Source organism: Bradyrhizobium sp. LB13.1 (assembly GCF_054056815.1).
Window position 1 is genome coordinate 3,975,356 of record NZ_JBSRYQ010000001.1, and the last position, 25,633, is coordinate 4,000,988.

At 65.3% G+C, this 25,633-nt stretch carries 24 protein-coding genes and 1 pseudogene; 8 read left to right on the forward strand and 17 right to left on the reverse strand.

What is annotated here, in order from left to right:
* Positions 1–56 precede the first annotated feature (56 nt).
* Entirely contained in the window at positions 57–953 is an 897-nt protein-coding gene (locus tag ACVWYI_RS18800; protein ID WP_456650211.1) for a DMT family transporter, read from the forward strand.
* Here the strand turns inward: ACVWYI_RS18800 and ACVWYI_RS18805 are convergent, their stop codons facing one another.
* The 3 genes from ACVWYI_RS18805 to ACVWYI_RS18815 form a co-directional block, all read right to left on the reverse strand.
* Positions 954–3,212, reverse strand: a complete 2,259-nt coding sequence (locus ACVWYI_RS18805) for a CHASE3 domain-containing protein (RefSeq protein ID WP_456662852.1) — start codon at positions 3,210–3,212, stop codon at positions 954–956.
* Positions 3,209–3,625: a response regulator gene (locus tag ACVWYI_RS18810; protein WP_247347211.1), complete on the reverse strand. Its 417-nt coding sequence runs from the start codon at positions 3,623–3,625 to the stop codon at positions 3,209–3,211. The genes ACVWYI_RS18805 and ACVWYI_RS18810 overlap by 4 nt, the downstream gene beginning before the upstream one ends.
* Positions 3,626–3,857: 232 nt before the next feature.
* Complete coding sequence (locus tag ACVWYI_RS18815) at positions 3,858–4,517, reverse strand: BA14K family protein (RefSeq protein ID WP_456662853.1); 660 nt, start codon at positions 4,515–4,517, stop codon at positions 3,858–3,860.
* Between the two features lie 250 nt (positions 4,518–4,767).
* On the opposite strand from ACVWYI_RS18815, the gene ACVWYI_RS18820 reads away from it, so the two are divergent.
* A complete protein-coding gene (locus tag ACVWYI_RS18820) occupies positions 4,768–5,175 on the forward strand; it encodes an NADH:ubiquinone oxidoreductase subunit NDUFA12 (RefSeq protein ID WP_354048713.1) in 408 nt (135 codons plus the stop codon).
* 481 nt (positions 5,176–5,656) lie between these two features.
* Here ACVWYI_RS18820 and ACVWYI_RS18825 read toward each other — a convergent pair whose 3' ends face one another.
* Positions 5,657–6,343, reverse strand: a complete 687-nt coding sequence (locus tag ACVWYI_RS18825; protein WP_247347208.1) for a DJ-1/PfpI family protein — start codon at positions 6,341–6,343, stop codon at positions 5,657–5,659.
* 92 nt (positions 6,344–6,435) lie between these two features.
* Between ACVWYI_RS18825 and ACVWYI_RS18830 the strand changes: the two genes are divergently transcribed.
* Together ACVWYI_RS18830 and ACVWYI_RS18835 are read left to right on the forward strand one after the other, a co-directional pair.
* Entirely contained in the window at positions 6,436–7,374 is a 939-nt protein-coding gene (locus ACVWYI_RS18830; RefSeq protein ID WP_456662854.1) for a GlxA family transcriptional regulator, read from the forward strand.
* A 140-nt stretch (positions 7,375–7,514) separates the two neighbouring features.
* The gene (locus ACVWYI_RS18835; RefSeq protein ID WP_345946794.1) at positions 7,515–7,907 is read left to right on the forward strand and encodes a response regulator; all 393 of its coding nucleotides are present in this window, start codon (positions 7,515–7,517) and stop codon (positions 7,905–7,907) included.
* Between the two features lie 90 nt (positions 7,908–7,997).
* Here the strand turns inward: ACVWYI_RS18835 and ACVWYI_RS18840 are convergent, their stop codons facing one another.
* Both ACVWYI_RS18840 and ACVWYI_RS18845 read right to left on the reverse strand, forming a co-directional pair.
* On the reverse strand, positions 7,998–9,026 hold the full coding sequence (locus ACVWYI_RS18840) for a Na+-dependent transporter (RefSeq protein ID WP_456662855.1): 1,029 nt from the start codon (positions 9,024–9,026) through the stop codon (positions 7,998–8,000).
* Positions 9,027–9,039: 13 nt separating this feature from the next.
* Positions 9,040–9,987 carry an alpha/beta hydrolase gene (locus tag ACVWYI_RS18845; protein ID WP_456662856.1) on the reverse strand — a complete coding sequence of 316 codons (948 nt, stop codon included), beginning with the start codon at positions 9,985–9,987 and terminating at the stop codon, positions 9,040–9,042.
* A gap of 227 nt (positions 9,988–10,214) precedes the next feature.
* Between ACVWYI_RS18845 and ACVWYI_RS18850 the strand changes: the two genes are divergently transcribed.
* On the forward strand, positions 10,215–11,264 hold the full coding sequence (locus tag ACVWYI_RS18850) for a DUF2155 domain-containing protein (protein ID WP_456662857.1): 1,050 nt from the start codon (positions 10,215–10,217) through the stop codon (positions 11,262–11,264).
* A gap of 36 nt (positions 11,265–11,300) precedes the next feature.
* Here ACVWYI_RS18850 and aat read toward each other — a convergent pair whose 3' ends face one another.
* From aat to ACVWYI_RS18900, 10 genes and pseudogenes are all read right to left on the reverse strand, one after another.
* Positions 11,301–11,981, reverse strand: coding sequence for a leucyl/phenylalanyl-tRNA--protein transferase (gene aat, locus ACVWYI_RS18855; protein ID WP_456662858.1), 681 nt, complete (start codon positions 11,979–11,981; stop codon positions 11,301–11,303).
* Positions 11,982–12,031: 50 nt separating this feature from the next.
* Positions 12,032–13,135 carry a sensor histidine kinase gene (locus ACVWYI_RS18860; RefSeq protein WP_456662859.1) on the reverse strand — a complete coding sequence of 368 codons (1,104 nt, stop codon included), beginning with the start codon at positions 13,133–13,135 and terminating at the stop codon, positions 12,032–12,034.
* Positions 13,132–13,572, reverse strand: a complete 441-nt coding sequence (locus ACVWYI_RS18865; RefSeq protein ID WP_247347201.1) for a response regulator — start codon at positions 13,570–13,572, stop codon at positions 13,132–13,134. Before ACVWYI_RS18865 ends, ACVWYI_RS18860 begins: the two co-directional genes overlap by 4 nt.
* A pseudogene (locus ACVWYI_RS18870) lies at positions 13,569–15,087 on the reverse strand (sensor histidine kinase). Before ACVWYI_RS18870 ends, ACVWYI_RS18865 begins: the two are co-directional and overlap by 4 nt.
* Positions 15,088–15,190: 103 nt before the next feature.
* Positions 15,191–16,549: an acetyl-CoA carboxylase biotin carboxylase subunit gene (accC, locus tag ACVWYI_RS18875; RefSeq protein WP_247347196.1), complete on the reverse strand. Its 1,359-nt coding sequence runs from the start codon at positions 16,547–16,549 to the stop codon at positions 15,191–15,193.
* A gap of 57 nt (positions 16,550–16,606) precedes the next feature.
* Positions 16,607–17,095: an acetyl-CoA carboxylase biotin carboxyl carrier protein gene (accB, locus tag ACVWYI_RS18880; RefSeq protein ID WP_354103540.1), complete on the reverse strand. Its 489-nt coding sequence runs from the start codon at positions 17,093–17,095 to the stop codon at positions 16,607–16,609.
* Positions 17,096–17,132: 37 nt separating this feature from the next.
* Entirely contained in the window at positions 17,133–17,600 is a 468-nt protein-coding gene (gene aroQ / locus ACVWYI_RS18885) for a type II 3-dehydroquinate dehydratase (protein ID WP_354103539.1), read from the reverse strand.
* Positions 17,601–17,859: 259 nt separating this feature from the next.
* Positions 17,860–18,666 (reverse strand): DUF1236 domain-containing protein, encoded by an 807-nt coding sequence (locus tag ACVWYI_RS18890; RefSeq protein ID WP_456662860.1) that lies wholly within the window; start codon positions 18,664–18,666, stop codon positions 17,860–17,862.
* A gap of 219 nt (positions 18,667–18,885) precedes the next feature.
* The gene (locus tag ACVWYI_RS18895; RefSeq protein ID WP_456662861.1) at positions 18,886–19,653 is read right to left on the reverse strand and encodes a DsbA family protein; all 768 of its coding nucleotides are present in this window, start codon (positions 19,651–19,653) and stop codon (positions 18,886–18,888) included.
* Positions 19,654–19,750: 97 nt separating this feature from the next.
* Positions 19,751–21,154, reverse strand: coding sequence for a M48 family metalloprotease (locus ACVWYI_RS18900; protein ID WP_456662862.1), 1,404 nt, complete (start codon positions 21,152–21,154; stop codon positions 19,751–19,753).
* 219 nt (positions 21,155–21,373) lie between these two features.
* On the opposite strand from ACVWYI_RS18900, the gene ACVWYI_RS18905 reads away from it, so the two are divergent.
* The 3 genes from ACVWYI_RS18905 to ACVWYI_RS18915 all read left to right on the forward strand — a co-directional run bounded on the left by ACVWYI_RS18905 (position 21,374) and on the right by ACVWYI_RS18915 (position 24,636).
* Positions 21,374–22,561, forward strand: coding sequence for a pyridoxal phosphate-dependent aminotransferase (locus ACVWYI_RS18905; RefSeq protein ID WP_456662863.1), 1,188 nt, complete (start codon positions 21,374–21,376; stop codon positions 22,559–22,561).
* 103 nt (positions 22,562–22,664) lie between these two features.
* Positions 22,665–23,219, forward strand: a complete 555-nt coding sequence (locus tag ACVWYI_RS18910) for a biotin transporter BioY (protein WP_456664547.1) — start codon at positions 22,665–22,667, stop codon at positions 23,217–23,219.
* 82 nt (positions 23,220–23,301) lie between these two features.
* Entirely contained in the window at positions 23,302–24,636 is a 1,335-nt protein-coding gene (locus ACVWYI_RS18915; protein ID WP_456662864.1) for a dicarboxylate/amino acid:cation symporter, read from the forward strand.
* Positions 24,637–24,671: 35 nt separating this feature from the next.
* Here ACVWYI_RS18915 and ACVWYI_RS18920 read toward each other — a convergent pair whose 3' ends face one another.
* A complete protein-coding gene (locus ACVWYI_RS18920; RefSeq protein WP_456662865.1) occupies positions 24,672–25,550 on the reverse strand; it encodes an SDR family oxidoreductase in 879 nt (292 codons plus the stop codon).
* Between the last annotated feature and the right edge of the window lie 83 nt (positions 25,551–25,633).

A 25,633-nucleotide genomic window follows, 5' to 3' on the forward strand; every position in this document is an offset into this window, starting at 1 on the left:
GGTGGTGGAGCGCGCGAATCCGCGCCAAGCTGACCTCGATTTTGCCGGACACCCACATGCTTGATTCGACGCGACCGGGCTTGCGACCACGCATCGCCCCGGCCGGCCTGATGTTCCTCGCCATCACCTCGGTGGGCTGGGGCTTCAACTGGCCGGTGACGAAATTCCTGCTTTCCGAGCTGCCGCCGCTGACGCTGCGCGGGGTGACGGGCGTGGTGGGCGCAGTGCTGCTCGCCGCCCTCGCGCTGATCCGCCGGCAGAGCCTGAGGGTCGAGCCTGCGATCTGGCCGCGCCTGGTGACCGCCGCAATCCTCAACGTCACCGGCTGGATGGTGCTGATGGGCCTGGCGCTGCTCTGGCTGCCAGCCAGCGAGGCCGCGCTGATCGCCTACACCATGCCGGTCTGGGCCTCGCTGATCGCCTGGCCGGTGCTGGGCGAGCGACCGACCTTGTTGCGCACCATCGGGCTGGTGATGGCCTTTGCCGGGCTTGCCTCGATCATGGGCGGCAACGGCATTGCCGCCAGCGCGGAAAAGCTGCCGGGCATCATCATGGCGCTGTGCGGCGCGATCGGCTTCGCCGTCGGCACGGTGTTTTCCAAAAGATACCCCATCCATCTGCCGCCGATCACGGCCGCGGCCTGGCAGATCGGGATCGGCTGCCTGCCGATCTCGATTATCGGCCTCGTCATCGAGACCACGCATCTGGAGCAGGTGACGCCGGTCGGCTGGTGGCTGCTGGTCTATTCGACCGTGGTGCAGTTCTGCATCGCCTATGTCAGCTGGTTCGCAGCCCTCGCGCGCCTGCCGGCCTCGGTCGCCGCGATCGGGACGATGGCGGTGCCTGTGATCGGCGTGGTGGCGTCGGCGCTGGCGCTGGGGGAGCCGCTGGGCCCGGGCCAGATCGCGGCACTGATCTTCACGCTGGCAGCCGTGGTGCTGGCGACGCGCTAGCTAGCTTGCAGTCATCCCTCCGCCGTTCAGCGCCTTCCGGATCATCTCGGCGAGCTGGTTGCGGCGGTAGGGCTTTGTCAGCAGTATCACGCCGTCGTCGAGCTTGCCGTGGTGGACGATGGCGTTGTCGGTATAGCCGGAGGTGTACAGCACCTTCAGGCCGGGGCGCCGTTTTGCCACTTCCTCGGCGAGCACGCGCCCGCTCATGCCGCCGGGGATGACGACGTCGGTGAACAAGAGATCGAACGGCTGGCCGGTCTCGATCAACTCCAGCGCCGTCTTGCTGTCGGACGCCGCCACGGTCTTGTAGCCGAGGCTCTGAAGCTGCGCGGTGACGAAGTTGCGCACCAGCGGATCGTCCTCGACCACGAAAATGGTCTCGGCGCCGCCTTCGGCTTGCGGCGTCGCGGCGGCGACCACATCCGTCATGCCTTCGCCCGGCGGCAGATAGAGCTTGATCGTGGTGCCGTGGCCTTCCTCGCTGTAGATCTTGATGTGGCCGCCGGACTGCTTGACGAAGCCGTAGACCATGGAGAGGCCGAGGCCGCTTCCCTTGCCGACCTCCTTGGTGGTGAAGAACGGCTCGAACGCCTGCTGCTGGACCTCGGCCGGCATGCCGGTGCCGGTGTCGCTGACGGCGAGCATCACGTAAGGACCGGGGCGCACATCCGGATTATTCTGGGCATAGGCCTCGTCGAGCACGACCCGGTGGGCCTCGAACAGCAGCTTGCCGCCCTTCGGCATGGCATCGCGGGCGTTGATCGCCATGTTGAGCACGGCATTGGTGAGCCGGGACGGATCGATGTGCGAGGTCATCGGCCCCTGCTCCAGCACGGTCTCGATCTGGATCTGCTCGCCGAGGGTGGGGCGCAGGAGTTTTGCGATATCCGCGACCGCAGCGTTGATCTCGACGTTGCGCGGCTGGAGCGGCTGCCTGCGCGCAAAGGCGAGCAGATGCTGGATCAGCTCGGCGCAGCGCTCGGCGGCCTCGTCGATCAGCCGCGCCGTGCGCTGGAGCTCGGGCTGGGCCTTCAGGCTTGCCACCAGCGTCTCGGTGTTGCCGGAGATGACGGTCAGCATGTTGTTGAAGTCGTGCGCGACGCCGCCGGTCAGCTTGCCGATGGCATCCAGCTTCTGCGACTGATACAGCTGCCGCTCGGTCTCGCGCGACATGGTCGCGTCGTGATAGACCAGCACCGCGCCGGAAATCTTGCCTTGACCGTCCAGCATCGGCCGGCCGCTGATCATGAGATGGCGGGGAGAATTGCTGCTGTGCGGGCGGACGATCATCTCCATGTCTTCGAACTGCTCGCCGCGCAGCACGCGCGCCGATGGCAGCTCGTCGGGCTTGAGCGGGGTGATGCCGTCGCCCTGAAATACGTCGGACAGCGTGCGCAGATTGCGCAGGTTCATGCCGGTCCGGTGCAGCAGTATGCGCTCCGCGGCCGGATTGGACAGAAGGACATTGCCTTCGGCATCGATGACCAGCACCGCCTCTGCCATACTGCGAAAGGTGCTCTGAAGCACGTTGACCGACAGGCGCAGCTCGTCATGCGCGGTGACCAGATGCTCGGTGCGCTCGGCCACCGCGGCCTCGAGTTGCTGATTGGCGGCCGTGGTCTCCAAGAGCGTGCTCTTGAGCGCGCCCTGGGTGCGCTGGCTCTCGCGCATCACCATCACGACCAGCAGCATGATCACGAGCGCGCCGGCGATATCGATGCCGAGCAGCACGATGCCGGTGCGGCGCGAATCCTGCGAGCGCGCGGCGAGCAATTGCTCTTCGCCCGCGCTCAGACGATCGAGGTTGCCCATCACCGTGTCCATCAGGCCGCGGCCCTCGCCCTTGCCCTGGAGCGTGGCAATGCCGGATTGGTCGTTGCCGGCGCGCAGGCGCATGGCCTCGGCGGCGATCTCCATCCGGCGCAGCGCCAGCGGCTCGGTGCCCTCCAGCAGCATGACCTGATCGGGATTGTCGCGCACGCCGCGCTTGAGATCGGCAAGTGCCGGCGCGATCTGGGCGTGTGCCGCCTGGAACTCCTCGCTGAAGCTCGGGCTGCCGTAGATTTCGTAGCCGCGTGCGGCACTCTCGGCGCGGCGCATCAGCAGGCGCAGATCGGAGATCTTCTTCAGCACCTCGATGGTGTGATTGACCCAGGCCGCATCGGACCGTGACTTGACGTCGAGGCCGATCGAGGCTGCGGTGATGATCAGGAGGATGGCAAGTCCAGTACCGAGAATGATGCGCTGCGTTGGGATCAAGGGACTTCTTTCTTGTCCTTCGGCTGTGCACTTTCGCCCCCGAGGCATTCCCGGATGGTGGTCAGCAGCGCGTCCGGCGTGAACGGCTTGCGCAGGCAGCGTGTTGCGCCGAGCTCCAGCGCCATGCGGAGGAAATCGGGAGAGGGCGAGGCGGATGACGCGAAGGCGTAGCCGGACATCGCGATCAGCGGTACCGCCGGCGCGCGCTCGTGAAAGATGCGGACGGACTCGAAGCCGCGCATGTGCGGCATGAAGATGTCAACCAGCATCACGTCGAAATTCTGTGTTTCGAGCGCAGCCAAACCCGTTTCTCCGCCGTCGGTCAGCGTGACGTCGAAGCCCTGACGTTGGAGGAGGACCTCGATGGTCGCGCCGACCATCGGATCGTCATCGACCACGAGAATACGCGGCATGACACTTTCCAGTAATCGAAATCCCCATAGCCAAATTGATACAGGTGAATCGCGCGTCGGGTCAATTTTGGATTGGGTCAGGGTAGGTATGCACGGTGCGGTGATTAAAGATCCACGGGCTTCATCGTGGCGGACAACGACCGCGATGCGCGCGAAACAGTTGAGGTGCTCGACATGCGCGAAAAAGGCGCCGCATCGCTGCGGCGCCTCTCTTCAAGCGGTGTCGGTGTGCTTACGGGCAGGGATGACGCTGGCCATCATAGCCGAGATAGGTGCCGGACGCCGGATCGTAGGATTTGTAGCGCTGTGCGCAATAGGCTGCGGAGTCGCCGCCGCTGTCGGGGACCACCGCCACTGACGGCTCGTCATAATAGCTGTCGTCGCCATAGTAGTAGGGATCGTTGTAATAGCCGCCGCCGTAATAAGCGTACGAGCCGAGGCCGCCGATCGCAGCACCCGCCGCGACACCGGGCCAGAAGCCGCCGCCGCGATGGCGCCAGCCGCCGCCATGCCAATGGCCGCCGCCGCCATTCCAGTTGTGGCCCCCGGCTGCTGCGAAGCCGCGGCCGCCGCCGGTGAAAGCAGCGCCGCCACCCGGACGCACAGTTGTACCCGCCGCGAAGTTACCGCCGCCGCCGCCGATCCGCGCGCCGCCAAAGCTGCCGCCGCCCATTCGCGCGCCGCCGCCGCCGCCGCCAAAGTGTGCGCCACCACCGCCGCCGCCAAAGTGTGCGCCACCACCGCCGCCACCAAAGTGTGCGCCGCCGCCGCCGCCACCGATATGTGCGCCGCCTCCGACCACCGCGGCCCGGCTTTGTGCAAAGCTCGGCGTCGCCAACGGGATAACCAATGCCACTGCCGCAGCGGCGCTCAAGACTTTCAGACTTTTCATGATCAAAACTCCTTTTCCCGGAAGCAAACCCAATGAAGGGGCTGTAGTTCCTGGGATCACGGCGGTTTGCGTGCGCGGCAAGGCTCTCATGGGAACGCTGTATCCGGCATGAACGGATCGCGTCCGATTTGCGGCAGCGTCTGTGCCGGGGGCCGCATCCCTAAGCGGGGGGGGCACCGCCGCATCCGCCGAACTGGACATTTCGCCGTCCGGATGGCATCAGGACCCGACGAAGCAGGGCCCTTGCCGCATGAAACAATTCTTCCTCAAGTTCTTCACCTGGTGGAATGGCCAGACTTTTGGCACCCAACTCTGGACCAGGCGGTACGGGGAGTTGGTCGGCCAGGACGAGCAGGGCAACCTCTATTATCGCACCCGCGGCGGGGTGATCGACCCGACGCTCGGCTTCGAGCGGCGCTGGGTGATCTACAACGGTTATGCCGAAGCAAGCCGGATCCCGCCGTCCTGGCACGGCTGGATGCATCACACCGTCGACGTGCCGCCGACGCAGGACAACTATCAGCCGCGCGAGTGGGAAAAGCCGCACCAGCCGAATCTCACCGGCACGGCCAACGCCTACCGCCCCTCGGGTTCGACGCTCGCCAGCGGCAAGCGGCCGAAGGCGACCGGCGACTATCAGCCCTGGACGCCTGGCTAGGCTTCCGATTCCCGTCCGATTCCTTCGTGGGAGTGGATGCACCCGCATCCGCCTCACCCTGCTGTGGGCAACGCGAACAGCGGGGATGATTCCTGCGCGCTCGTTGCAGCCATGCGAGCGACGCGGCTCAATGGCGCATCTTACGGAGATGGGAGACCATCGCGTTCGGTTCGGGCAACAGTTCGCGACTGTCCCGAGATGCAGCGGCCGCCGACCAGGACTCGATCGGGAGATAGGCCCCCGGTCTGGAAGCTCCGAAATCGCCCGATGAAATGTGCAGCCGCCGTAAGGCAGGAAAGGCCGCTTGGGAAACCGAGCGGCCTTTTTCTGGTGTGACGAGTTGCGTGTCCCGGACGCGCTGCAGCGTGTAACGCTGCAGCGCTGAGCCTGGACCCATGTAGCAGCGACAAGTGTGGTTTCCTGGGGCCCGGCTCTGCGGAGCGTCACTGCATGCCGCACCGCGTCCGGGACACGAGAGGGGCTACATCACCCGTTCGGCGGCGCGCTTCACCGCTTCCAGGCGGCGGGCCTGGTTTGGGGCGCCGCGCTCTTTCAGCAAGGCCAGCACTTCGGCGGGCGCGGTATCGGGCGAGCCTGCATTGAACGGCGGAGCGGGATTGTATTCGAGCTGAAGCTGGATCGCTTCCGCCGTGGTGCGATCGACCAGGATCGACACCAGGGTCAGCGCGAAATCGATTCCCGCGGTGACGCCGCCGCCGGTGATGCGGTTGCGGTCGATGCAGACGCGCGTCCTGGTCGGCGTTGCGCCGAACTGGCCTAGCATCTCCATCGCGCTCCAATGGGTGGCGGCGCGGTAGCCCTTCAAGAGGCCGGCAGCGCCCAGCGCCAGAGATCCCGTGCAGACCGAGGTGACGTATTTGGCGCCTTCGGCCTGCCGGCGCAGGAAATCCAGCACCTCCTCGTCATTGAGCAGATCGTTGGTGCCGCCGCCGCCGGGCACGCAGATCACGTCGAGCTGCGGGCAATCGGCGAAAGTCGTGGTTGGCGTCAGCGTCAGCACGGAATCGCTCGGCACCGGCTCGATCCGCTTCCAGATCAAATGCAGTTTTACGCCTGGGACCGACGAGAACACCTGCAAGGGGCCGGTGAAGTCGAGCTGAGTGACGCGCGGGAACACCAGAAGTCCGATCTGGAGCGGTGTCGACATGAGAGCCTCCAACTATGTGCTTGACGTCGGCAAATTGGCATGATGCCGTCCTGTCCAAAATGGCATTTTTCCCTCACTTTCGGACATCACCGATGATCGGCATCCTGATCTTCCCGGATTTCCAGTTGCTCGATGCGGCCGGCCCGATCTCGGTGTTCGAGATCGCGGCACGTGCCACCGGCAAAGCACCCGCGATCCGGGTGCTCGCGTTGAACCCAGGGCCTGTGCGCAGCTCGTCCGGAGTTGAAATGATGGCGCGCGATTTCAAGTCGGCGAATGCGATCACGACCCTGGTCGTGGCGGGCGGCGCAGGCGTCACGGATGCGGCGCGGTGCGAGGTCACGCGCGGCTTCGTGCAGCGGCTGGCACGGCGCGGCGTGCGGGTCGCCAGCGTCTGCTCGGGCGCCTATGTGCTGGCCGAGGCGGGCCTGCTCGACGGCCGCCGCGCCACCACGCATTGGGGCCGCACGCGAGATTTCGTCGCGCGCTATCCCAAGGTGAAGTTCGAGCCGGACCAGATTTTCACCCGTGACGACAATGTGTGGACGTCCGCCGGCATCACCGCAGGTATCGATCTCGCGCTCGCGATGGTGACCGAAGACCATGGCGAGGAGATCGCGCAGGCAACCGCGCGGCAGCTCGTGCTGTATCATCGCCGCAGCGGCGGCCAGTCGCAATTCTCCTCTCTGCTGGAGTTGAAGACGCCGAACGGCAGGTTCGGTGCATTGCTGTCCTGGGCGCGCGAGAACCTCGACGCGCGTTTGACGGTCGAAGATCTCGCCGACCGCGCCGGCATGAGCGCGCGGCATTTTGCCCGCGCCTTTGCCGCCGAGACCGGCACGACACCCTCCAAGGCGATCGAGCGCTTGCGGATCGAGGTGGCGCGCGAACGCGTGCAGTCCTCGCGCGAGGCGATCGAGCTCGTCGCAGAGGCGACCGGCTTCCGCGACCCCGAGCGCATGCGGCGCGCCTTCATCCGCGCCTTCGGCCAACCGCCGCAGGCGCTGCGGCGTGCGGCAAGGGCCAGCTAGGTTTCGCCGGAAGCTGTAGTTCGTGGCGGGCGGCTGCGCCCCATCCCGGCAGTACCTTGTGTGCATTTTTGCACAGATCCGGGAACCAAAGCTCCCGCTTCGGCTTGATGTGCGCCACCCGAAGTGGATGGAGGTAAGCGGTGAATACTGAGTTGCTCGTCATCATGGTTGTGGAAGACGATCCGCTTATCCAGACAATCGTAGAAGAGGCATTAGCCGAGGGTGGCTTCCACCCGGAGGTTGCTTCATCCGGGGAGGAAGCGCTCACACTTCTCCAAAACGAAGAAAGCAAATATCTGGCCCTGATCACCGACGTGAACCTCAGCGGTGCTCTCACCGGCTGGGACGTTGCCAGGCGCGCAAGAGAACTCAATCCCCACATTCCCGTGGTCTACATGACCGGTGCCGCCGCCGATGATTGGCCGTCCCTTGGCGTTCCTCACAGTATGCTCCTGCAAAAACCCTTCGCCCCGGCACAGGTCGTGACCGCGACCTCACAACTCCTCAACCAAGTTCCGCCAACACACGAGTAAGGTCGCAGTGACACGTCAGTAGCGCGCCGCGCTCGGCTTCACGGGCGCCGGCAGTTTCGATATTCTCTGGCAACGCCGTGCGGCCGTGCATCAGCTGATACGTTTCATCTCATCGCCAGGTCGTGGTCTCTTTTTTGCAGTTGCAAGAGTCGCCCGCGCTGTCAGCCGCCGCGCGATCGGCGTCAGCATGTATGGCGCCAGGTGAATTGGAAACTGCGTCATCGCGAAATAGAGCCATGTGGTGGGCGGCAGCGCGCCGGCGGTCGCGGCCAGCATCAGGCCCAGATTGCGCTGTGATACCATCAGCCCGAGCGCCAGCGCGCGCTCATAGCCGATGCGGCGGAACAGCAGCGTGGTGATCGCGAGCAGCGTGAAATAGATCGTGAAGGACAGCAGCGCCAAGCCGATAGTGAACACCGGCTGGGCCACGAGGTCGCTCGCAACGTCGCCCATGATCGCGGCCGCGAAAATCAGCAGGATGACGATGTTGAAGCCGTCGATCGGCCGCCTGTGCCGCTGGATCGCGGCCGCGCCGAAGACCCAGCGGATCACGGTCGCTGCAAGCAGCGATGCCGCGAGGATGCCGAGCAGTTTCAGGCCGAGCGTGGCCGGCGTGACGCTGAGCATGTCGCCGAGGAACAGGCTCGCGAACAGCGACGCGGTGAACGGCACCAGCGCGGTCGCGGTCACCAGCGTGACCAGAACGAGCGTGGCATCGAGGCCCATCAGTGCGGCCAGCGCCGGCGAGGCCATCATCGGCGAAGCCATGCTCTGGAGCATCAAGGCCAGCGCAAGGCCGGGCGAGCGCGCGGTGAGACCGGTGACATGGACGATCAGTCCGACGATCACAGGCACGCCGATCACGGTCCAGGCGGTCGCGGTCGCGACCAGCGCCGGCCGGCGCAAATGGCCGGAGAGCGCGGCGAGATCGACCCGCATGAAGGAGATGCAGAGCAGGACGAAAATCGCCTCGGTGACGTAAGGGCGCAGCAACGCCCCGAGCGGCGGCACCGCGAGCGCGATGAAGACGACGGCAGCCACAGCGCGGGTGCCCTGGCCGCCGAGCCATGTCAGCCCGCGCAGCGGGAGGGCGAAGAGGTTTTGAAAGACGGATGGCATGCGGGAGGCGGCGTCAGCCCAATCCCTTCAGCCACGCGCCGATCTCGCTCACGGCGACATTGGCCTCGCGCAGCAATTTGCCCATCGTGAAGAAGCCGTGGAATTGGCCGGGATAGTGCTTGGTGGCGACGGGCACGCCGGCTTGCCTGAGTCGCTCGGCATATTCGTCGCCTTCGTCGCGCAGCGGATCGGCGCCGGCAGTCAGCACATAGGTCGGCGGCAGGCCGCCAAGGTTTTGCGCGCGCGCCGGCGAGGCGCGCCAATCGTCGACGTCGGCGGCGCCGTTGAGATAATGGTCGCGGAACCAGCGGATTACCGAATGCGTCAGCAGCACACTGGTCTCGGGCTCGCTGTGCGAGCCGTGCGTCATGGCGAAATCGACGGCGGGGTAAATCAACACCTGGCCCGCGATCGCGGGGCCGTTGCCGTCTCTCGCAGCAAGCGCGACGACTGCGGCGAGATTGCCGCCGGCGCTGTCGCCGCCGATCGACAGGCGCGCGGCGTCGACGCCGAGCTCGCGGGCGTTGGCGGCGATCCATTTGGTCGCGGCGATCGCGTCATCGGCTGCGGCGGGAAATTTGTGTTCGGGCGCGAGGCGGTAGTCGACCGAGATCACGATCAGCGCGGCTTCGACCGCGAGCTGGCGGCAGACGACGTCGTGGGAGTCGAGATCGCCGATCACCCAGCCGCCGCCATGGAAGAACACCAGCGCCGGGGAGAGGCCGTCATGCCGGCGGGGGTCTTTCGGAACGTAGATGCGGGCCGGGATCGTTCCGTGCGGTGCCGGGATCGCCAGCGGCGTGACGCGCGCAAGTTCCGGTGGCTCGGGATTGGTCGCAAAGCGCGCCTGCGTGTAATAGGCGCGCGCTTCCGGAGCGGTCAGGGTCTCGTAGGCGGGGCGGCCGGCCGCCTGAAAGGCCGTGTAGACGGCGGCGGCGTCGGGATCGAGCACAACAGGCATGGGGAAGCGACCTTACGGGTTTCCAGAGATCGTTGGATGTCGTTTTCGGAGGCGGCGCCGCCTCTTCGGGGACGCCGCCGCCCTGGCTCGGGCGAGGGGCGTTCGGACTATCCCATCCGGGGGCCGATCTGGCCAGACCGCGCCGGGAAGGGGAGGGATGCCGCCCTTCCCCCGCCGTATTCGCCGTGTTAACCGGATGGCCTGCGAGCGGCGGTATCCCCTGTAGAATGTCCAGCAAGCCCGATTCGCTGTTGAAGCCGCGCGAGATGTTTCGAACCTTTACCCTGACAGGTCTTGCGGCGCTTTTGGCCGCCACCGCACTGACGGCTGCGACGCCGGCTCAGGCGCAAATCGGCACGATCTTTTCCGATCCGCCGCCGCTGCGGCCACCCGGCAACATTCCGCGTGGCCAGCCTCAGCCGCAGCAGCAGATCCCCGATGACGACGAAGAGGTGCCGGAGCTGCCGCCGCAGGGCCGTGTGCTGCCGTCGCGCCCGATGCCCCCGCCGCCGGGCCGGCAGGGTAATGTGATGCCGGGGCCGGTCGAGACCCAACCTCTGGCGCCGCCCCCTGGCTCGGCCGCCGCTCCGCCAAACCAGCCGCCGTCCGTTGCGGTCGCTCCGCCCAATCCGCAAGGCGCCCCGCAGCCGGGCGCACCCGGTCAGCGCCAGCCGCAGCAGAAGGGCGGACCGGGTGGTACTGTGCCGCAGACGCCGGCGACCCTGCAGCCGGGCGACGAGGTCGTCACCGAACCGCCGGCCCAGAAGATCGTGAACAAGAAAGCGACTTTCTCCGGCCTCGACAAAATCACCGGCCGCATCATCAATTTCGACGAGGATATCGGCGAGACCGTGCAGTTCGGCGCGCTGCGCGTCAAAACCGACGCCTGCTACACGCGGCCGGCGACGGAGGCCGCCAACACCGACGCCTTCGTCGAGGTCGACGAGATCACCTTGCAGGGCGAGGTGAAGCGCATCTTCTCGGGCTGGATGTATGCGGCAAGTCCCGGCCTGCACGGCGTCGAGCACCCGATCTACGACATCTGGCTCACCGACTGCAAAGAGCCGCAGCAGACCATCGCGACCGCGGCGCCGGATCCCGCCACCAAGCCGGCTGCGCCGCCGCCGCCCGCGCAGAAAAAGTCCGCGCCCAAGCAGGTGCAGCAGCGTCCGCCGCAGCCGTTGCCGCCGATCCAGCAGCAGCAACCGGCACCGCCGCCACCTCCGCCACCCGAGCAGCGGCCGGGTCTGTTCGGTATCCCGGGGTTTGGCCGCTAGGCCAAATCCCCCGGATTCGGCCGGTGATATCCCTGATTATTGCCGTGAGGCGATGATCTCGAGCGCGCGTGCGCCCGGGATCGCTTCACCGGCGGAGAGCTTCAGGAAATCGCCGGGCTCGCCCGCGAGCGCTTTGTCGAGCAGCGCGGTGTAGCGCCGCCGCGAAATCTCGGCCGCGCCAAAACTTTTCAAATGCTCGGTGACGTATTGGGTGTCGAGCAGTTCGAAGCCGCCATGGATCAGCCGCGCGACCAGATGCACCAGCGCGACCTTCGAGGCATCGCGCACGGTGTGGAACATGCTCTCACCGAAAAAGGCCCGCCCCAGGCTGACGCCGTAAAGCCCGCCGACAAGGTCCTCGCCATGCCAGGCCTCGACGCTGTGGCAGTGGCCAAGCTCGTACAGGCCGCCATAGAGGTCGCGGATGCGCTTGTTGATCCAGGTGTCCTCGCGCCCGGCCTGCGGCGCGGCGCAGCCGGCAATCGTGGCCTTGAACGCGGTGTTGACGGTCACATGGAACGAATCCGAACGCACGGTGCGCGCAAGCCGCGAGGCCACGCGAAATCCCTCGAGCGGGATGACGCCCCGCAACTCCGGCTCGACCCAGAACAGGGTCGGATCGTCGGCGCTTTCGGCCATCGGAAAGATGCCGCAGGCATAGGCGCGCAGCAGTACGGCTGGCGTGATTTCAGACGGGGCAGAGTCGCGCGAAGTCATGGCTCGCGACAATAGCAGGATCGCAATGCGGTTGCGATGGGCGGTGCGGGTCAGCTCGCTGCGGCAGTATTGGGCTTGACGGGGCCCGCGGGCACACGGCGGAACCTCAACATGATGCGGGTTCCGGAATGGGTGGGGTCGCGCTCGACCGAAGCGTCGAGCTTGGTGGCCATGGCTGCGACGATGCGCTGGCCCATGCCGGTGGAGCGCGGATCGGCCTTGACGTTGTCGCCGACGCCGTCATCCCTGATCGCCAGCAGCAGATCGTCGCCCTGCGAGGTCAGCTCGACATGGATCGGGCCGGCGCCATCAGGATAGGCGTATTTCACCGCGTTCATCACCAGCTCGTTGACGATGATGCCGACGGCGACCGCACGGTCCGGATCGATCTCGACCGGTTCGGCCTTCAGCGTCAGGCGCGACATCCGGTCGCCTTCGGCCGAGCGGCGGAGATCCTCGAGCAGCGAGTCCAGATACTGGTTCAGCACCACGCTCTTCAGGTCTTGCGAGGTGTAGAGGCGGCGGTGCACCTGCGCGACCGCGGCGACGCGCCCCATCGCATTGGTCAACGCCGCCTTGACCTCGTCCTGCGCGGCGGAGCTTGCCTGGAGATGCAGCAGCGAGGCGATGATCTGGAGCGAGTTGCCGACGCGGTGGTTGACCTCGCGCAGCAGCAGTTCGCGTTCGGCGGCCAGCGCTGCGTAGCGGTCGCGCGAGGCATGGATCTCGGCTTCGGCCTCCTCGCGCGCCTTCTGCAATTCGGCCTGGCGCAGCGCGCCCTCGGCCGCGACGTGAAGCAGGGGGATGAAGTCGCCCTTGACGTCCTTGACGAGATAATCGGCCGCGCCCGCCTTCAGCGCCGTCACCGCGATGCTGGAATCCTGCGAGGCCGTGACGAACACCACGGGAGGTGCGCCTGGGATCGCCATGATCTGCTCCAGCGTCTCCAGCCCGTCGAGGCCGGGCATGTACTGGTCGAGCGCGACGACGTCGATGCCGCCGGTCGTCCCCGCGCGGCGGATGAGCTCTAGGCCTTCCTCACCGCTTGCGGCATGAAGGACCTGGTAGCCGCGCCGTGTCAGGCCGCGATCGACCAGGCGCGCCAGCGCGCCGTCGTCGTCGATGTAGAGCAGTGTTGGCGTGCGCTGGTTCATGAGGCGGCGGACGGGACCTGGATGACCGAGAAGAACAAGCCGAGCTGCCGGATGGCATTGGCGAAATTCTCGTAGTTCACGGGCTTGGTGATGTAAACATTGCAGCCGAGCTCGTAGCAGCGTTTGATTTCCTGGGAATCGTCGGTGGTGGTCAGCACCACCACGGGCGAGGCCTTCAGATATTTGTTCTCCTTGATCTGCTTCAGGATGTCGATCCCGGTCATGTCGGGGAGGTTGAGATCGAGCAGGATCAGGAGCGCATTGCCCTTCTGCACGAGCCCGCTGCCGTCGGCTCCGAACAGGTGCTTCACCGCGTCCGTACCGTTGGCGAAGGAGATGATCTCGTTGTTGACGCCGGAGCGGCGGATGTTCCGCTCGATCAGTCGCGCATGTCCCTCGTCGTCCTCGATCATGATGATGCTGACGGGTTGAGTCATTGATCCGCGTTCCGGTTGCTGGCGTTCCAGGAGATGGGCAGCGTGATGGTGAAGCTACTGCCCGTATTCAGTTCCGATGATACCGACATGGTGCCGCCAAGGCGACGCACAAGTGCACGCACATGCGCGAGACCGATGCCCTGACCGGGCTTGTCCTGGGTTCCCGCGCGGCGAAACAGGTCGAATATCCGCTGGTGATCCTTCGGATCAATCCCGCGGCCGTTATCGCTGATCTCAAAGATAGCGTAGCCGAGCTTGGTACGCCCGCGGATTCTGATCTCGCCGGGGACGCCGGGCTTGAGATATTTGATGGCGTTGTCGATCAGATTGGAGAAGATCTGCTCCAGCGCGAGGCGGTCGCTGACCAGATCCGGCAGGGACGCGATGTGGATCTCGGCCTGCGCTTCGGCGGCCTGATGCGCCAGCGTCGACACGATCGCTTCGATCAGCCCGCGCGTGTCGATCTTTTCCGGCTGGAACTCGCGCCGGCCCTCGGCGGGTGAGATTGAGGATCGCCGAGATCAGCCGGTCCATCTTGGCGATCGACGATTTGATAAAGCTCAGCGCTTCGGAGAAATCCGCTGAAAGCTGCTTGTCGGGGCCTTCGAGCGCGATCTCGCCACCAGTCAGCGGCGGCCCGTTGGCCGGAACATGGGTGAGGCCGCCGATACGGCGGAAAATGTCGCCGCCGAGTTCTTCGAGTTCGCTGGTGAAGCCCATGATGTTGACGAGTGGCGAGCGCAGATCGTGGCTGACGATATAGGCAAAGCGCTGGATCTCGTTGTTGGCTTCGCGCAGATCGGCCGTGCGTTCGTCGACGATGGTCTCCAGATTGACATTGGCATCGCGCAGGCGCGCCTCGGCGTCGTCACGGGCGCGGGCCGAGCGCCGCACCAGCCAGATCGAGATCAGGGCCAGCAGCACGACGAGGCCGGAGCCAATGCCGGTCATCGACGCGGCGAGGGACTGGCTGCGGTCCGAGTTGACCGTTCGGAGCCGGAACAGCCGTTCTTCTTCCAAAATCATTTCCGACGCGACGTTGGCGATCGCGGCCGTGGCGTCGGTGGAGGCGAGCTTGCGGACCAGCGCTGCGGCCTTCTCGGGCTCATTCTGGCGGACGAAATCCATCTCCTCCACGAACTGGCCGAGCCGGGTCTCGATCGCCGCGCTCAGCCTCTCGATGCTTTCGCGTTGCGCCGGATTGTCGCCCGTCAGGCGCGTGAGCTTGTCGAGCGCCGGGATGATTGCTGCCACGGCCTTGTCATGGTCGGCCTGGAAATCCGCCGCTTGCGTCAGAAGGTAGCCGCGGGCTGCGCTCTCGGCACGCCGGATTTCCAGCAGGAGCGTGTTGATCTGGTTCTCCGCCTCGATGGTGTGAACCACCCATTTGCTATCGTCTCTCGCCTTGTTGACGAGATAGACCGAGCCGGCGCTGATCACGGTCAGCACCACAAGGCCCGCCGAGAACAGCAGGATCTGCCAAAATGCGCGCCGTCGCTGCGCTTCAGCGATCACGACGGTCTCGCCTGATCAGGTTTAGCGAAATTCAAAACGCCCCCTCGGAACGGTCCCGCCGACCAGAACGCGATCGGGGGGAAAGGGTTCCATGGGAGGCGGATTATTGCCGGCCGGGTTCCGTCTTGCCGGCGAGGTACTGTTCCAGCCAGTGGATGTGGTAGTCGCCGTTGATGATGTCGTCTTCGCGGACCAGCGCGCGGAACAGCGGCAGGGTGGTCTCGATGCCCTCGACCACCATCTCGTCAAGCGCCCGGCGCAGTCGCATCAGGCACTCGCCGCGGGTCTTGCCGTGCACGATCAGCTTGCCGACGAGCGAGTCGTAATAAGGCGGGATCGTGTAGCCCTGATAGACCGCGGAATCGATGCGCACACCGAGCCCCCCGGGTGGGTGATATTGCGTGATGCGGCCGGGCGAAGGACGGAAGGTCTGCGGATTCTCGGCGTTGATGCGGCACTCGATCGCGTGGCCGATGACCTGGACCTCTTCCTGCCTCGCCGGCAGGTCGCCGCCGGCGGCGATGCGGATCTGCTCGAGCACGAGGTCGATGTCGGTAATGCTCTCGGTGACGGGATGCTCGACCTGGATGCGGGTGTTCATCTCGATGAAGTAGAACTCGCCGTCCTCGAACAGGAATTCGATGGTGCCGACGCCGAGATATTTCATCTCGCGCATCGCCTTGGCGCAGGTCTCGCCGATCTTGGCGCGCGCGGCCGCGGCCAGCACGGGCGAGGGGCCTTCCTCCCAGACCTTCTGGTGGCGCCGCTGCAGCGAGCAGTCGCGTTCGCCGAGATGAATCGCGCCGCCGCGGCCGTCGCCGAGGATCTGGATTTCGATGTGACGCGGCTTCTGGAGATATTTTTCGAGGTAGACGGAGGCATCGCCAAAGGCGGATTTGGCCTCGTTGGCGGCCGTCGACAGCGCCATCTGAAGGTCGCCCTCGCTCTGCGCCACCTTCATGCCGCGGCCGCCGCCGCCGGCTGCGGCCTTCACGAGCACCGGGAAGCCGATCTTCCTGGCGATTGCCATCGCGTCGTCGTTGGGGCCGACGCCTCCGTCGGAACCGGGCACCACGGGAATGCCGAGCTTCCTGGCAGTCCTCTTGGCTTCGATCTTGTCGCCCATCAGGCGGATGTGCTCGGCCTTCGGGCCGATGAAATGCAGATTATGCTCGGAGAGGATCTCCGCGAAGCGCGCGTTCTCCGAGAGGAAACCGTAGCCGGGATGCACGGCATCGGCGCCGGTGATCTCGCAGGCCGCGAGCAGTGCGGGCACGTTGAGGTAGCTGTCCTTGGACGCCGGTGGCCCGATGCACACGCTCTCGTCCGACAGGCGCACATGCATGGCATCGGCATCGGCGGTGGAGTGCACGGCGACGGTCGCGATCCCGAGCTCCTTGCAGGCGCGCAGGATGCGAAGGGCGATCTCGCCGCGATTGGCTATGAGGATCTTGTCGAACATGGTGTCCTTAAGGGACTGGCGCGCGGGAAGCGGCGAGGGCTCTGTTGGCCTCGACCGTCACTCAATGATGACGAGCGGCTCGCCGTACTCGACCGGCTGGCCGTCTTCGATCACGATCTGCGTCACCGTGCCGGCGCGCGGCGAGGGGATCTGGTTCATGGTCTTCATGGCTTCGATGATCAGCAGCGTCTGGCCGACCGCGACCTTGCTGCCGACCTCGATGAACGGCTTGGCGCCGGGCTCCGGCGCCCAATAGGCGGTGCCGACCATCGGCGAGGTCACGGCGCCGGGATGCTTCGACAGGTCGGCAGCGGCTGGCGCGGCGACAGCTGCGGCCGCCTGGAGGGCGGCGGGGGCGGCTGCCATCTGCATCGGCATGGTCGCAGCAACGCTGACGTTGCGGGCGACGCGCAGGCGCAGGCCGGAACGCTCGATCTCGATTTCGGTGAGGCTGGTCTCATCGAGCAGCAAAGCGAGCTCGCGGACGAGGGCGGAATCCTCGCTGGAAAACTTTGCGGCTGCTTTGTCGTCTGGCTGGCGCGCCATGTTGTTTGATCCGAATGTTCTGTGTGAAGAGGGAGCGTCAGGCTTTGGGCGTGATGCCGAGCTTGGCGGCAAGGCCCTGGATGGCGAGGCGGTAGCCCTCGATGCCGAAACCGCAGAGCGAGGCGAAGGCCGCGCGCGCGGTGTAGGAGTGGTGACGGAAGCTCTCGCGGGCGTGGATGTTGGTCACGTGCACTTCGACCGTCGGGATCTGCACCGCGAGCAGCGCGTCGTGCAGCGCGATCGAGGTGTGTGAATAGCCGCCGGCATTGATGATGATACCCTTCATCTTGCGCCCATGCGCCTCGTGGATGAAGTCGATCAGCTCACCTTCGCGGTTGGACTGCCGGCAGTCGGCCTTGAGGCCGAACGTCGCCGCCGTCTCCCGGCACAGCGCCTCGACGTCGGCCAGCGTCGCATGGCCATACTTCTCGGGCTCCCGCGTCCCCAACATGTTGAGGTTCGGCCCGTTCAGAACAAGGATCGTGTCGATTGCTGGTTCGGCCATTCCAATCCCGCAAGAGGTGCTTCGGCGTGGCGGGGGTTATAGGTAACAAAGCGCGTGAGGGGAAGCCTTGAAGGACCTCCCAGGGGGCTTCAGATACCTCATCCGGGGTGCAAAAACCTGTGCGGAAGCTACGGAAATTGCTTGTTAACCAGTCCAAAGCATGGCTGCCGGGAGGGCCCATGGGCAGAAGCCACCCAATAGAGCAGAAGCCCCTGCCGATCGCTCGGCAAGGGCTCATTTTGGGCTTCAGCGAAGTGGCTTAGCCTTCGATGATGTACACGATCTCACGCGTCTGGGGACGGACGATGACGTACTTGCCGTGCACCAAGATCACATCGTAGCCGCGCCATTCCGGATAGATTTCCACGATCTGGGGCGGCAGCGGGTGGAATCGGACGGACGCCGGGACGGCCGTGCCGACCGAAATGTTGAAGTTGACGTTCGTAGTCTCTTCGATCTTGGTCGACTTGATCGCCGTCGAGATCTGGCTCCGCTTCTCGGGAGGCGGTGCGGAGGCGGTGGCGGAGGCGTTACCGGTCGTGGTCTGCGACTTGCTGTCCGCGCCCTTGGTCTCCGCGCCCTTGGTCTGGGCGTTCATGTTGCCGCTCTTGGTGTCCGTCTCCGTGCTCTTGGACTTGTCCATCTGGGATTTGTCGGTCTGCGATTTGTCCATCGTGCTCTTGGACTTGTCCTGCTGGGACTTGTCCTGCGCGCGTTCGTCGGTGCGCTGGCCCTTGGTGGCGCCGGCCTTGTCCTCAGCCGCGTTCTTGTTCATCTCGCGGCCCGAATGCTCGTCCTTGGTCGCACCCGAGGACTTCTCCTCCGCGGACGTGCCGGACTTCATGCTGCTGGAGCCGCCGGCCTGGCCAACGGTGCCCTTCTCCTGGGTCGACTCGCGGCCCATCGAGCCGCGCTCGGCGGCGCCACCGGAAGGCTGCGAATGCTGCATCTGCGCACCACCGGCGCCGCCACCGCTGTCGCGGTTCGTGGTGCCCTGTGCGTTTGCCAGACCGGTGCCGGCGACGAGCGCGAGCGCCGCAACCGAGATCATAAAGCGGTTAGACATGGAATTCTCCTCACGTGTTTCTTTGCGTCATTGCCCGCGCCGACAACGAAAGGCGATTTGAGTTGTTCCGGAACATCGGGGGTTCCGGGGCAATTGTTTCTTAAACGCGAGATGAATGCGCGCGCCGGATTCGCGCCACTTTCGCGATGAAAGCAGTGCAAACAAAAAAAGCCGGCTCATCAGCCGGCCTTTTCTCATCGTGTCGTTGTAAATGCGCGCTCAGCAAGTCGCCTTGCCGCAGCGGGCAATGCCGATCTTTTCTTTGAGGCCTTCGACACCGATGGCGCCGACCACGATCTGCTTGCCGATCACATAGCTCGGCGTGCCGTTCATGCCCATCGCTTCCGCGAGCTTGAAGTTCTCCTCGATGGTGGTGCGCACCTCGGCGCTGCCGATGTCCTTCTCGATCTTGGCGGTGTCGAGACCGGCTTCCTTGGCCGCCTGAAGCGCGCGCGCCTTGTCGGCCGCGCCACGGCCGCCCAGCAGCTTCTGATGGAAATCGAGATATTTCTTGCCGGAGGGATCCTGCATGCGCACCGCGACCGCGACCTGGGCTGCTTCGACCGAGCCCTGGCTCAGCACCGGAAACTCCTTCAGCACGACCTTCAGCTTCGGATCGGCCTTCATGAGGTCGAGCATGTCGCCCATGGCGCGCTTGCAGTAGCCGCAATTGTAGTCGAAGAACTCGACGAAGGTGACGTCGCCGTCCTTGTTGCCGAGCACGACCTGGCGCGGCGAGTTGAAGATCGCATCGGAATTCTGCGCGATGCTGGCCTCGTGCTTCTGCGTCTCGGCCGTGGCTTGGCGCTTGGTGAGCTCGGTCATCGCCTCCTCGAGCACCTCGGGATGAGTGACGAGGTAGTTCTTGATGATCGCCTCGAGGTCGGTGCGCTGGGCATCGGAGAAGCTGTCGGCCGACGCGGGCGCGGCCGCGCCGAACAGGGCGAGCGCGAACAGCGCGGGAGCAAGCAGGCGCAGCGAAGGCATAGGCAAATCCTCTTATCCAAAGCAGGTTTCGGAAAACGTCCCGGCTGACTTAAGCTCGGTGTCGTGACGTCGTGGTGTAAGGCGTAGCTTGGTCGATTTAGTTGCGCGACGGTTTTGACGCCACGATGTCGTCGGCCTTGACCCATCCGGGCGTGCCGACGGCGAAACGGGTTTTCGCGCGCGTCGCAAGCTCGCGGGCGGTCTTGTTGTCGCCGCGCAGATAAGCGGCCTGTGCCGACGCGAGATCCGCCTCGGCATAGTCTCCCTTCCGACCATAGGCCATCGCGAGCTGCATGTAGCCGAGCTGGGCCTCCGGTTCCCGTGCCACCGCGCTCCTGAGAATCCGAACGGCGTCATCGGTGTAGGCCTTATTATCGGACCCAACCAGCGCCTGCCCAAGTAACATCTCGATGAGGGGGGCGTTGTTCGAGAGTGCGACAGCCTTGCGCAGGGCGGGAATCGCCTCGGCCGGCTTGCCACCCTCCAGCAGGGCCTGGCCGCGCACTTCGTAAAAATACGCATTGTTGGGCTGGACCTGGATCAACGCGTCGATCTGGGCGAGCGCGCTGCGCAAATCCCCATGGAGATAGGTGCTGATGGCGCGGGCATAGCGCGCCGGCATGCTGTCGTTCGTCTGGGGATAGCGGCGGTAGACCGTCTCGGGCCGCTCCATGAAGGCGGAGATCTTGGCGCGCACCATGTCGTGGCGGAGCTGGAGCGCGGGATCGTCCTTCTTGTCCCAATAGGGGCTGGCGCTGGCGAATTGCTGGAGTGCAGCGACGCGCTCTGCGGGCATCGGGTGCGACTGGAGATAGGGATCGGTGCCGCGTGCCGCGAACAGGCTCTCGCTGGTGAAGCGCTTGAAGGTCTCGTACATGCCCTTCGGCGACTGCTGGGTCGCAGTCAGGAATTTCACGCCGGCGCGGTCGGCGTTCTCCTCCTGCTGACGCTGATAGGACAGCAGCGTACGGCGGATCATCTCCTGCGGTCCGGCGATCGCCGCCGCGCCGGCATTGGCCAGCCCATTGTTGCCGGCGCTGCCGCTGCCGCGTGTGCTGCCTGCGACCATCGCACCGGCGCCGAGCAGCATCGCGATGATCATCTGGGTCTGGGCGTTGGCGAGCTGCTCGCGCAGCTTGGACAGATGGCCGCCGGCCAGATGCCCGGTCTCATGCGCGAGCACGCCGATGATCTGGTTCGGCGTCTCCGACTGAAGGAGCGCACCGTAATTGACGAAGATGCGGCGACCATCGGCGACGAACGCGTTGAACGAGCCCTCGTTGACGATCACCATCTGGATGTTCTGCTTCTCCAGACCGGCGACGCGCAGGATCGGGCGCGTGTATTCGCGCAGGAGCTGCTCGGTCTCGGTGTCGCGCAGCACCGGCGGCCCCTTCATCTGCGCCTGCGCGGCCGGCAACGGCAGCAGCGCAATCGCAGCCGCCGTGACGAGGGCGGTGAGAACGGTGGCCTTCTTGCGCAATGCGATCTGGAGCAACATCAAGCGGTCTGGGTCAAACGGACTTGTTCAAGCAGTCTTGGTCAAGCAGTCTTGGTCAAGGAGCTTCGTGATTGGTTTTGTCGATTGGCGGCGGACCGGATACGCGATATGCCCTTGTGCGCTTTACCCCTTATGAGCCGTACAATGCGGCCAGTCTGGGGCGCAAGCGCCCCGTTCCCGGACGGGACGGACCAGTCCGCCAGCGAATAGCAGAAAACGATGAACGATGCGACATTGAGGAACCGGTTGGGGCAGTGGCTCGAGCCCTCCCGCCGCAGCGATGTTCCCCCGTTCATGGTCATGGACGTCATGGCCGCGGCGGCCCGAATCGAGGCGGCCGGGGGCCACGTCATCCACATGGAGGTCGGCCAGCCCGCCGCCGGCGCGCCGAAGACCGCGATTGCGGCCGCCCATGCGGCGCTCGAGGCAGGTCGGATCGATTATACCTCCGCGCTCGGCATCCCCAGCCTGCGCGAGCGCATCGCGCGACACTATCGCGACGCCTATGGCTGTGACGTCAGCCCCGAGCGGGTCGTGGTGACCACGGGCTCCTCCGGCGGGTTCATTTTGGCTTTCCTGGCGATGTTCGAGCCCGGCGACCGCGTCGCCGTGACGGTGCCGGGCTATCCGCCATACCGTCATATCCTCACCGCGCTCGGCTGCGAGACGGTGCTGATCGAGACCACGAACGAGACGCGCCATGCGCTGACCGGCGAGGCGTTGCTGGCCGCCCACCGCAAGGCGCCGCTGAAGGGCGTGCTGGTCGGCAGCCCCGCCAATCCGACCGGGACGATGATGTCCCGCGAGGCGCTCGCTGGCCTGATCGCGGCGACGGAAGACGCGGGCATCCGTTTCATCTCGGATGAGATCTATCACGGGCTCGACTATGCGTTTCCCGCGGTGACGGCGGCAGCGCTGTCGGACCACGCACTCGTGATCAACTCGTTCTCGAAGTATTTTTGCATGACGGGCTGGCGCGTTGGCTGGATGGTCGTGCCCGAAACTCTGGTGCGGCCGATCGAGCGTCTCCAGCAGAACTTGTCGATCTCGGTGCCGTCGCTGTCGCAGATCGCGGCCGAGGCTGCCTTCGACGGCGCGGCCGAGATGGAGGAGATCAAGAACGGCTATCAGGAAAACCGGCGCATCCTGATCGAGGGATTGCCCAAGGCCGGCCTGACCAGGTTTCTGCCGGCCGACGGCGCATTCTATCTCTATGCGGACGTCTCGGACTTCACCTCCGACAGTTTCGAGTTCGCCAAGCAGATGCTGGAGCAGGCGCACGTCGCGGTCACGCCAGGCCTCGACTTCGATCCCATCCACGGTCGTTCATTCATACGGCTCTCTTATGCGCGTTCGGCAGAGGAGATGCGGGAAGCAGTTGACCGGATCGCTCACTGGCTTAAATAGCCGCGAGTTTTCGACAGCCTTCTTCGACAGCCTCCGGAGTTCAATTTTGTCTGACCGTTCCGTCCCGTCCACCGCCACTTCTCATTCTTCTCTCGCCGCATTGATGTGGCCGACCCGGCCGGGTGAAGCCGTCGGCGCACTTCGCGCTCTCGTGCTGATTGCACTCGGCACCGGCTTGATGGCGCTGTCCGCCAAGGTGAACCTGCCGCTGCCTTACGTGCCCATGACATTGCAGACGCTGGTCGTGTTGATGATCGGTGCCGCTTATGGCTGGCGGCTTGGCAGCGCAACCATGGTCGCCTACCTCGCTGAGGGCGCGATGGGCCTGCCGGTATTCGCCGGTCCGGTCGGTGGAATTGCACCGCTGGTCGGCCCGACCGCGGGCTATTTGTTCGGCTTCATTGGCGCTGCCTTCGTCACCGGCTGGCTCGCCGAGCGCGGTTGGGACCGCAGCGTGGTGCTGCTGTTTGCGGCCATGGCCGTGGGCCACATCTTCATTCTGGCCGCGGGCTTTGGCTGGCTGGCCTTCGGCCTCGGCCTGGGCGCCGCGAAGGCGTGGCAGGTCGGCCTGCTGCCGTTCGTTGCGGCCTCGCTGGTCAAGAACGCGCTTGGCGCGACGTTGATGCCGGCGATACGCCGGGTCGTCGATTGCCGGTAAAACGCGCAATAGCGAGCAGTTCCAATTGACAGGGTCGGCCAAGTTGATCTTGGCTGGCTCTGAGTTGAGGGGGAGTGAAACAATGACGACGACAACGATGGCGGGGGCGCCGGTCGCGCCGCCGGCCGCCAAGCCGTGGTACAAGGTTCTCTATGTCCAGGTGCTGATCGCGATCGTGCTCGGCGCCATTGTCGGCTGGCTTTGGCCGTCAATCGCCACCAACGAATGGGTCAAGGCGCTCGGCGACGGCTTCATCAAGCTGATCAAGATGGTGATCGCGCCGATCATCTTCTGCACCGTTGTCTCGGGCATCGCGCATATCCAGGACGCCAAGAAGGTCGGCCGCATCGGCGTCAAGGCGCTGGTCTATTTCGAGATCGTCTCGACCTTCGCGCTGGTGATTGGACTTATCATCGGCAATCTGGTGAAGCCGGGTGCGGGCTTCGGCAGCGCCGCGGCCAACGCGCAGGCCGTCGCCAACTACGCCAAGCAGGCCGAAGGCCAGAGGTCGGTCGACTTTGTGCTGCATATCATTCCGGACACCGTCGTCGGCGCCTTCGCGCAAGGCGAGATCCTGCAGGTGCTGCTGTTCTCGGTGCTGTTCGGCTTCGCCATCATGGGGCTCGGCGAGCGCGGTCACACCATCCGCAGCTTCATCGACGACGCCGCGCATGCGGTGTTTGGAGTCATCTCCATCGTGATGCGCGCGGCGCCGATCGGCGCCTTCGGCGCGATGGCCTACACCATCGGCAAGTTCGGCACCGGGGCGATCCTCAACCTGGTCGGCCTGATCGCGACGTTCTACCTGACCGCGGCGCTGTTCGTGTTCGTCGTGCTCGGTACCATCGCGCGCTTCGCCGGCTTCTCCATCTTCAAGTTCCTCGCCTACATCAAGGACGAGCTGCTGATTGTGCTCGGCACCTCGTCCTCGGAAAGCGCGTTGCCGTCCTTGATGGAAAAGCTCGAGCGCCTCGGCTGCTCGAAGTCGGTGGTCGGCCTCGTGGTGCCCACGGGCTATTCGTTCAATCTCGACGGCACCAACATCTACATGACGCTGGCGACGCTGTTCATCGCGCAGGCGCTGGGTTTCGATCTCACCTTCGGCCAGCAGCTGACGATCCTGGTGGTGGCGATGCTGACCTCGAAGGGGGCCTCCGGTATCACCGGCGCGGGCTTCATCACGCTGGCGGCAACGCTCGCCGTGGTCGATCCGCGCCTCGTGCCGGGCATGGCGATCGTGCTCGGCATCGACAAGTTCATGAGCGAGTGCCGCGCGCTGACCAATCTGTGCGGCAACGGCGTGGCCTGCGTGATCGTCGCCTGGTGGGAGGGCGAACTCGATCGCGACAAGCTCAACGCCAACCTCGCCAGGCAGATCGATCCGACCGACATGGAAACGGCTGTCACGACGGACTGATTTGCTGGTTGCCTGTGACGGCGCTAGCTGCGCCGTCAGGTCGCGAAATAACAGGGCTGGTCGAGATCCTCGATCAGCCCTTTTTCTTTCGGCGTCCAGCCGAGAGCAGCACGCGTCTTCGCGCTCGAGGTCGGAACGTCGACGCCCACGAACTGTGCGAACCAGCCGAAATGCGCGGCCGCTTCCTCCGGCGATTTGGACACGACGGGCACGCCGAGCCGTCGGCCGATCACCTCCGCAATCGCCTTGAACGGCACGCCTTCCTCCGCGATCGCGTGATAGTGCTTCGTGGTTGCGCCTTGCTCCAGCGCCAGCCGATAGACGCGCGCGGCATCGAAGCGATGCGCGGCGGGCCAGCGGTTGCGGCCGTCGCCGACATAGGCTGACACGCCTTTCTGGCGCGCAAGGTTGATGAGGATCGGGACGAAGCCGTGATCGCCCTCGCCATGGGTGGACGGCGGAAGACGAACCACGGCTGCGCGGACGCCGGTCAGCGACAACGCAGTCGATTCCGACAGGCGTGGAAAGCCGTGCGCGGACTCGTCGTCCTCGGTCGCGAGGCGGCCGGGGGCGAGCAGCGCGACGCCGGAGGTGACGATGAGCGGACGATCAGAGCCGTTGAGCTCCTCGCCGATCGCCAGGATCGCGCGGCGGTCGAGCTCGCAATTGTCCAGAAACTTCGAGAAGTCGTGGTTGAAGCCGAGGTGCAGGACGCCGTCCGAAGCAGCGGCGCCGCTGCGCAGGGACGTATGGTCCTCCAGCGACCCGCGATGGACCTCGGCGCCCATCGCGGCGAGGGCGGCTGCGCCGGTTTCGCTGCGGGCAAGGCCGGTAACGCGATGGCCGGCGGCGATCAGGTCCCGAACCACGGCGGAGCCGACGAAGCCGGTGGCGCCGGTGACGAAAACACGCATGAGTAATCTCCAAGAAACCTTTGAGAGGTTGGTGGAGACGACCATCTGCGCTAGGTTTATCCGGGTAAAGTAGTGAGATTATC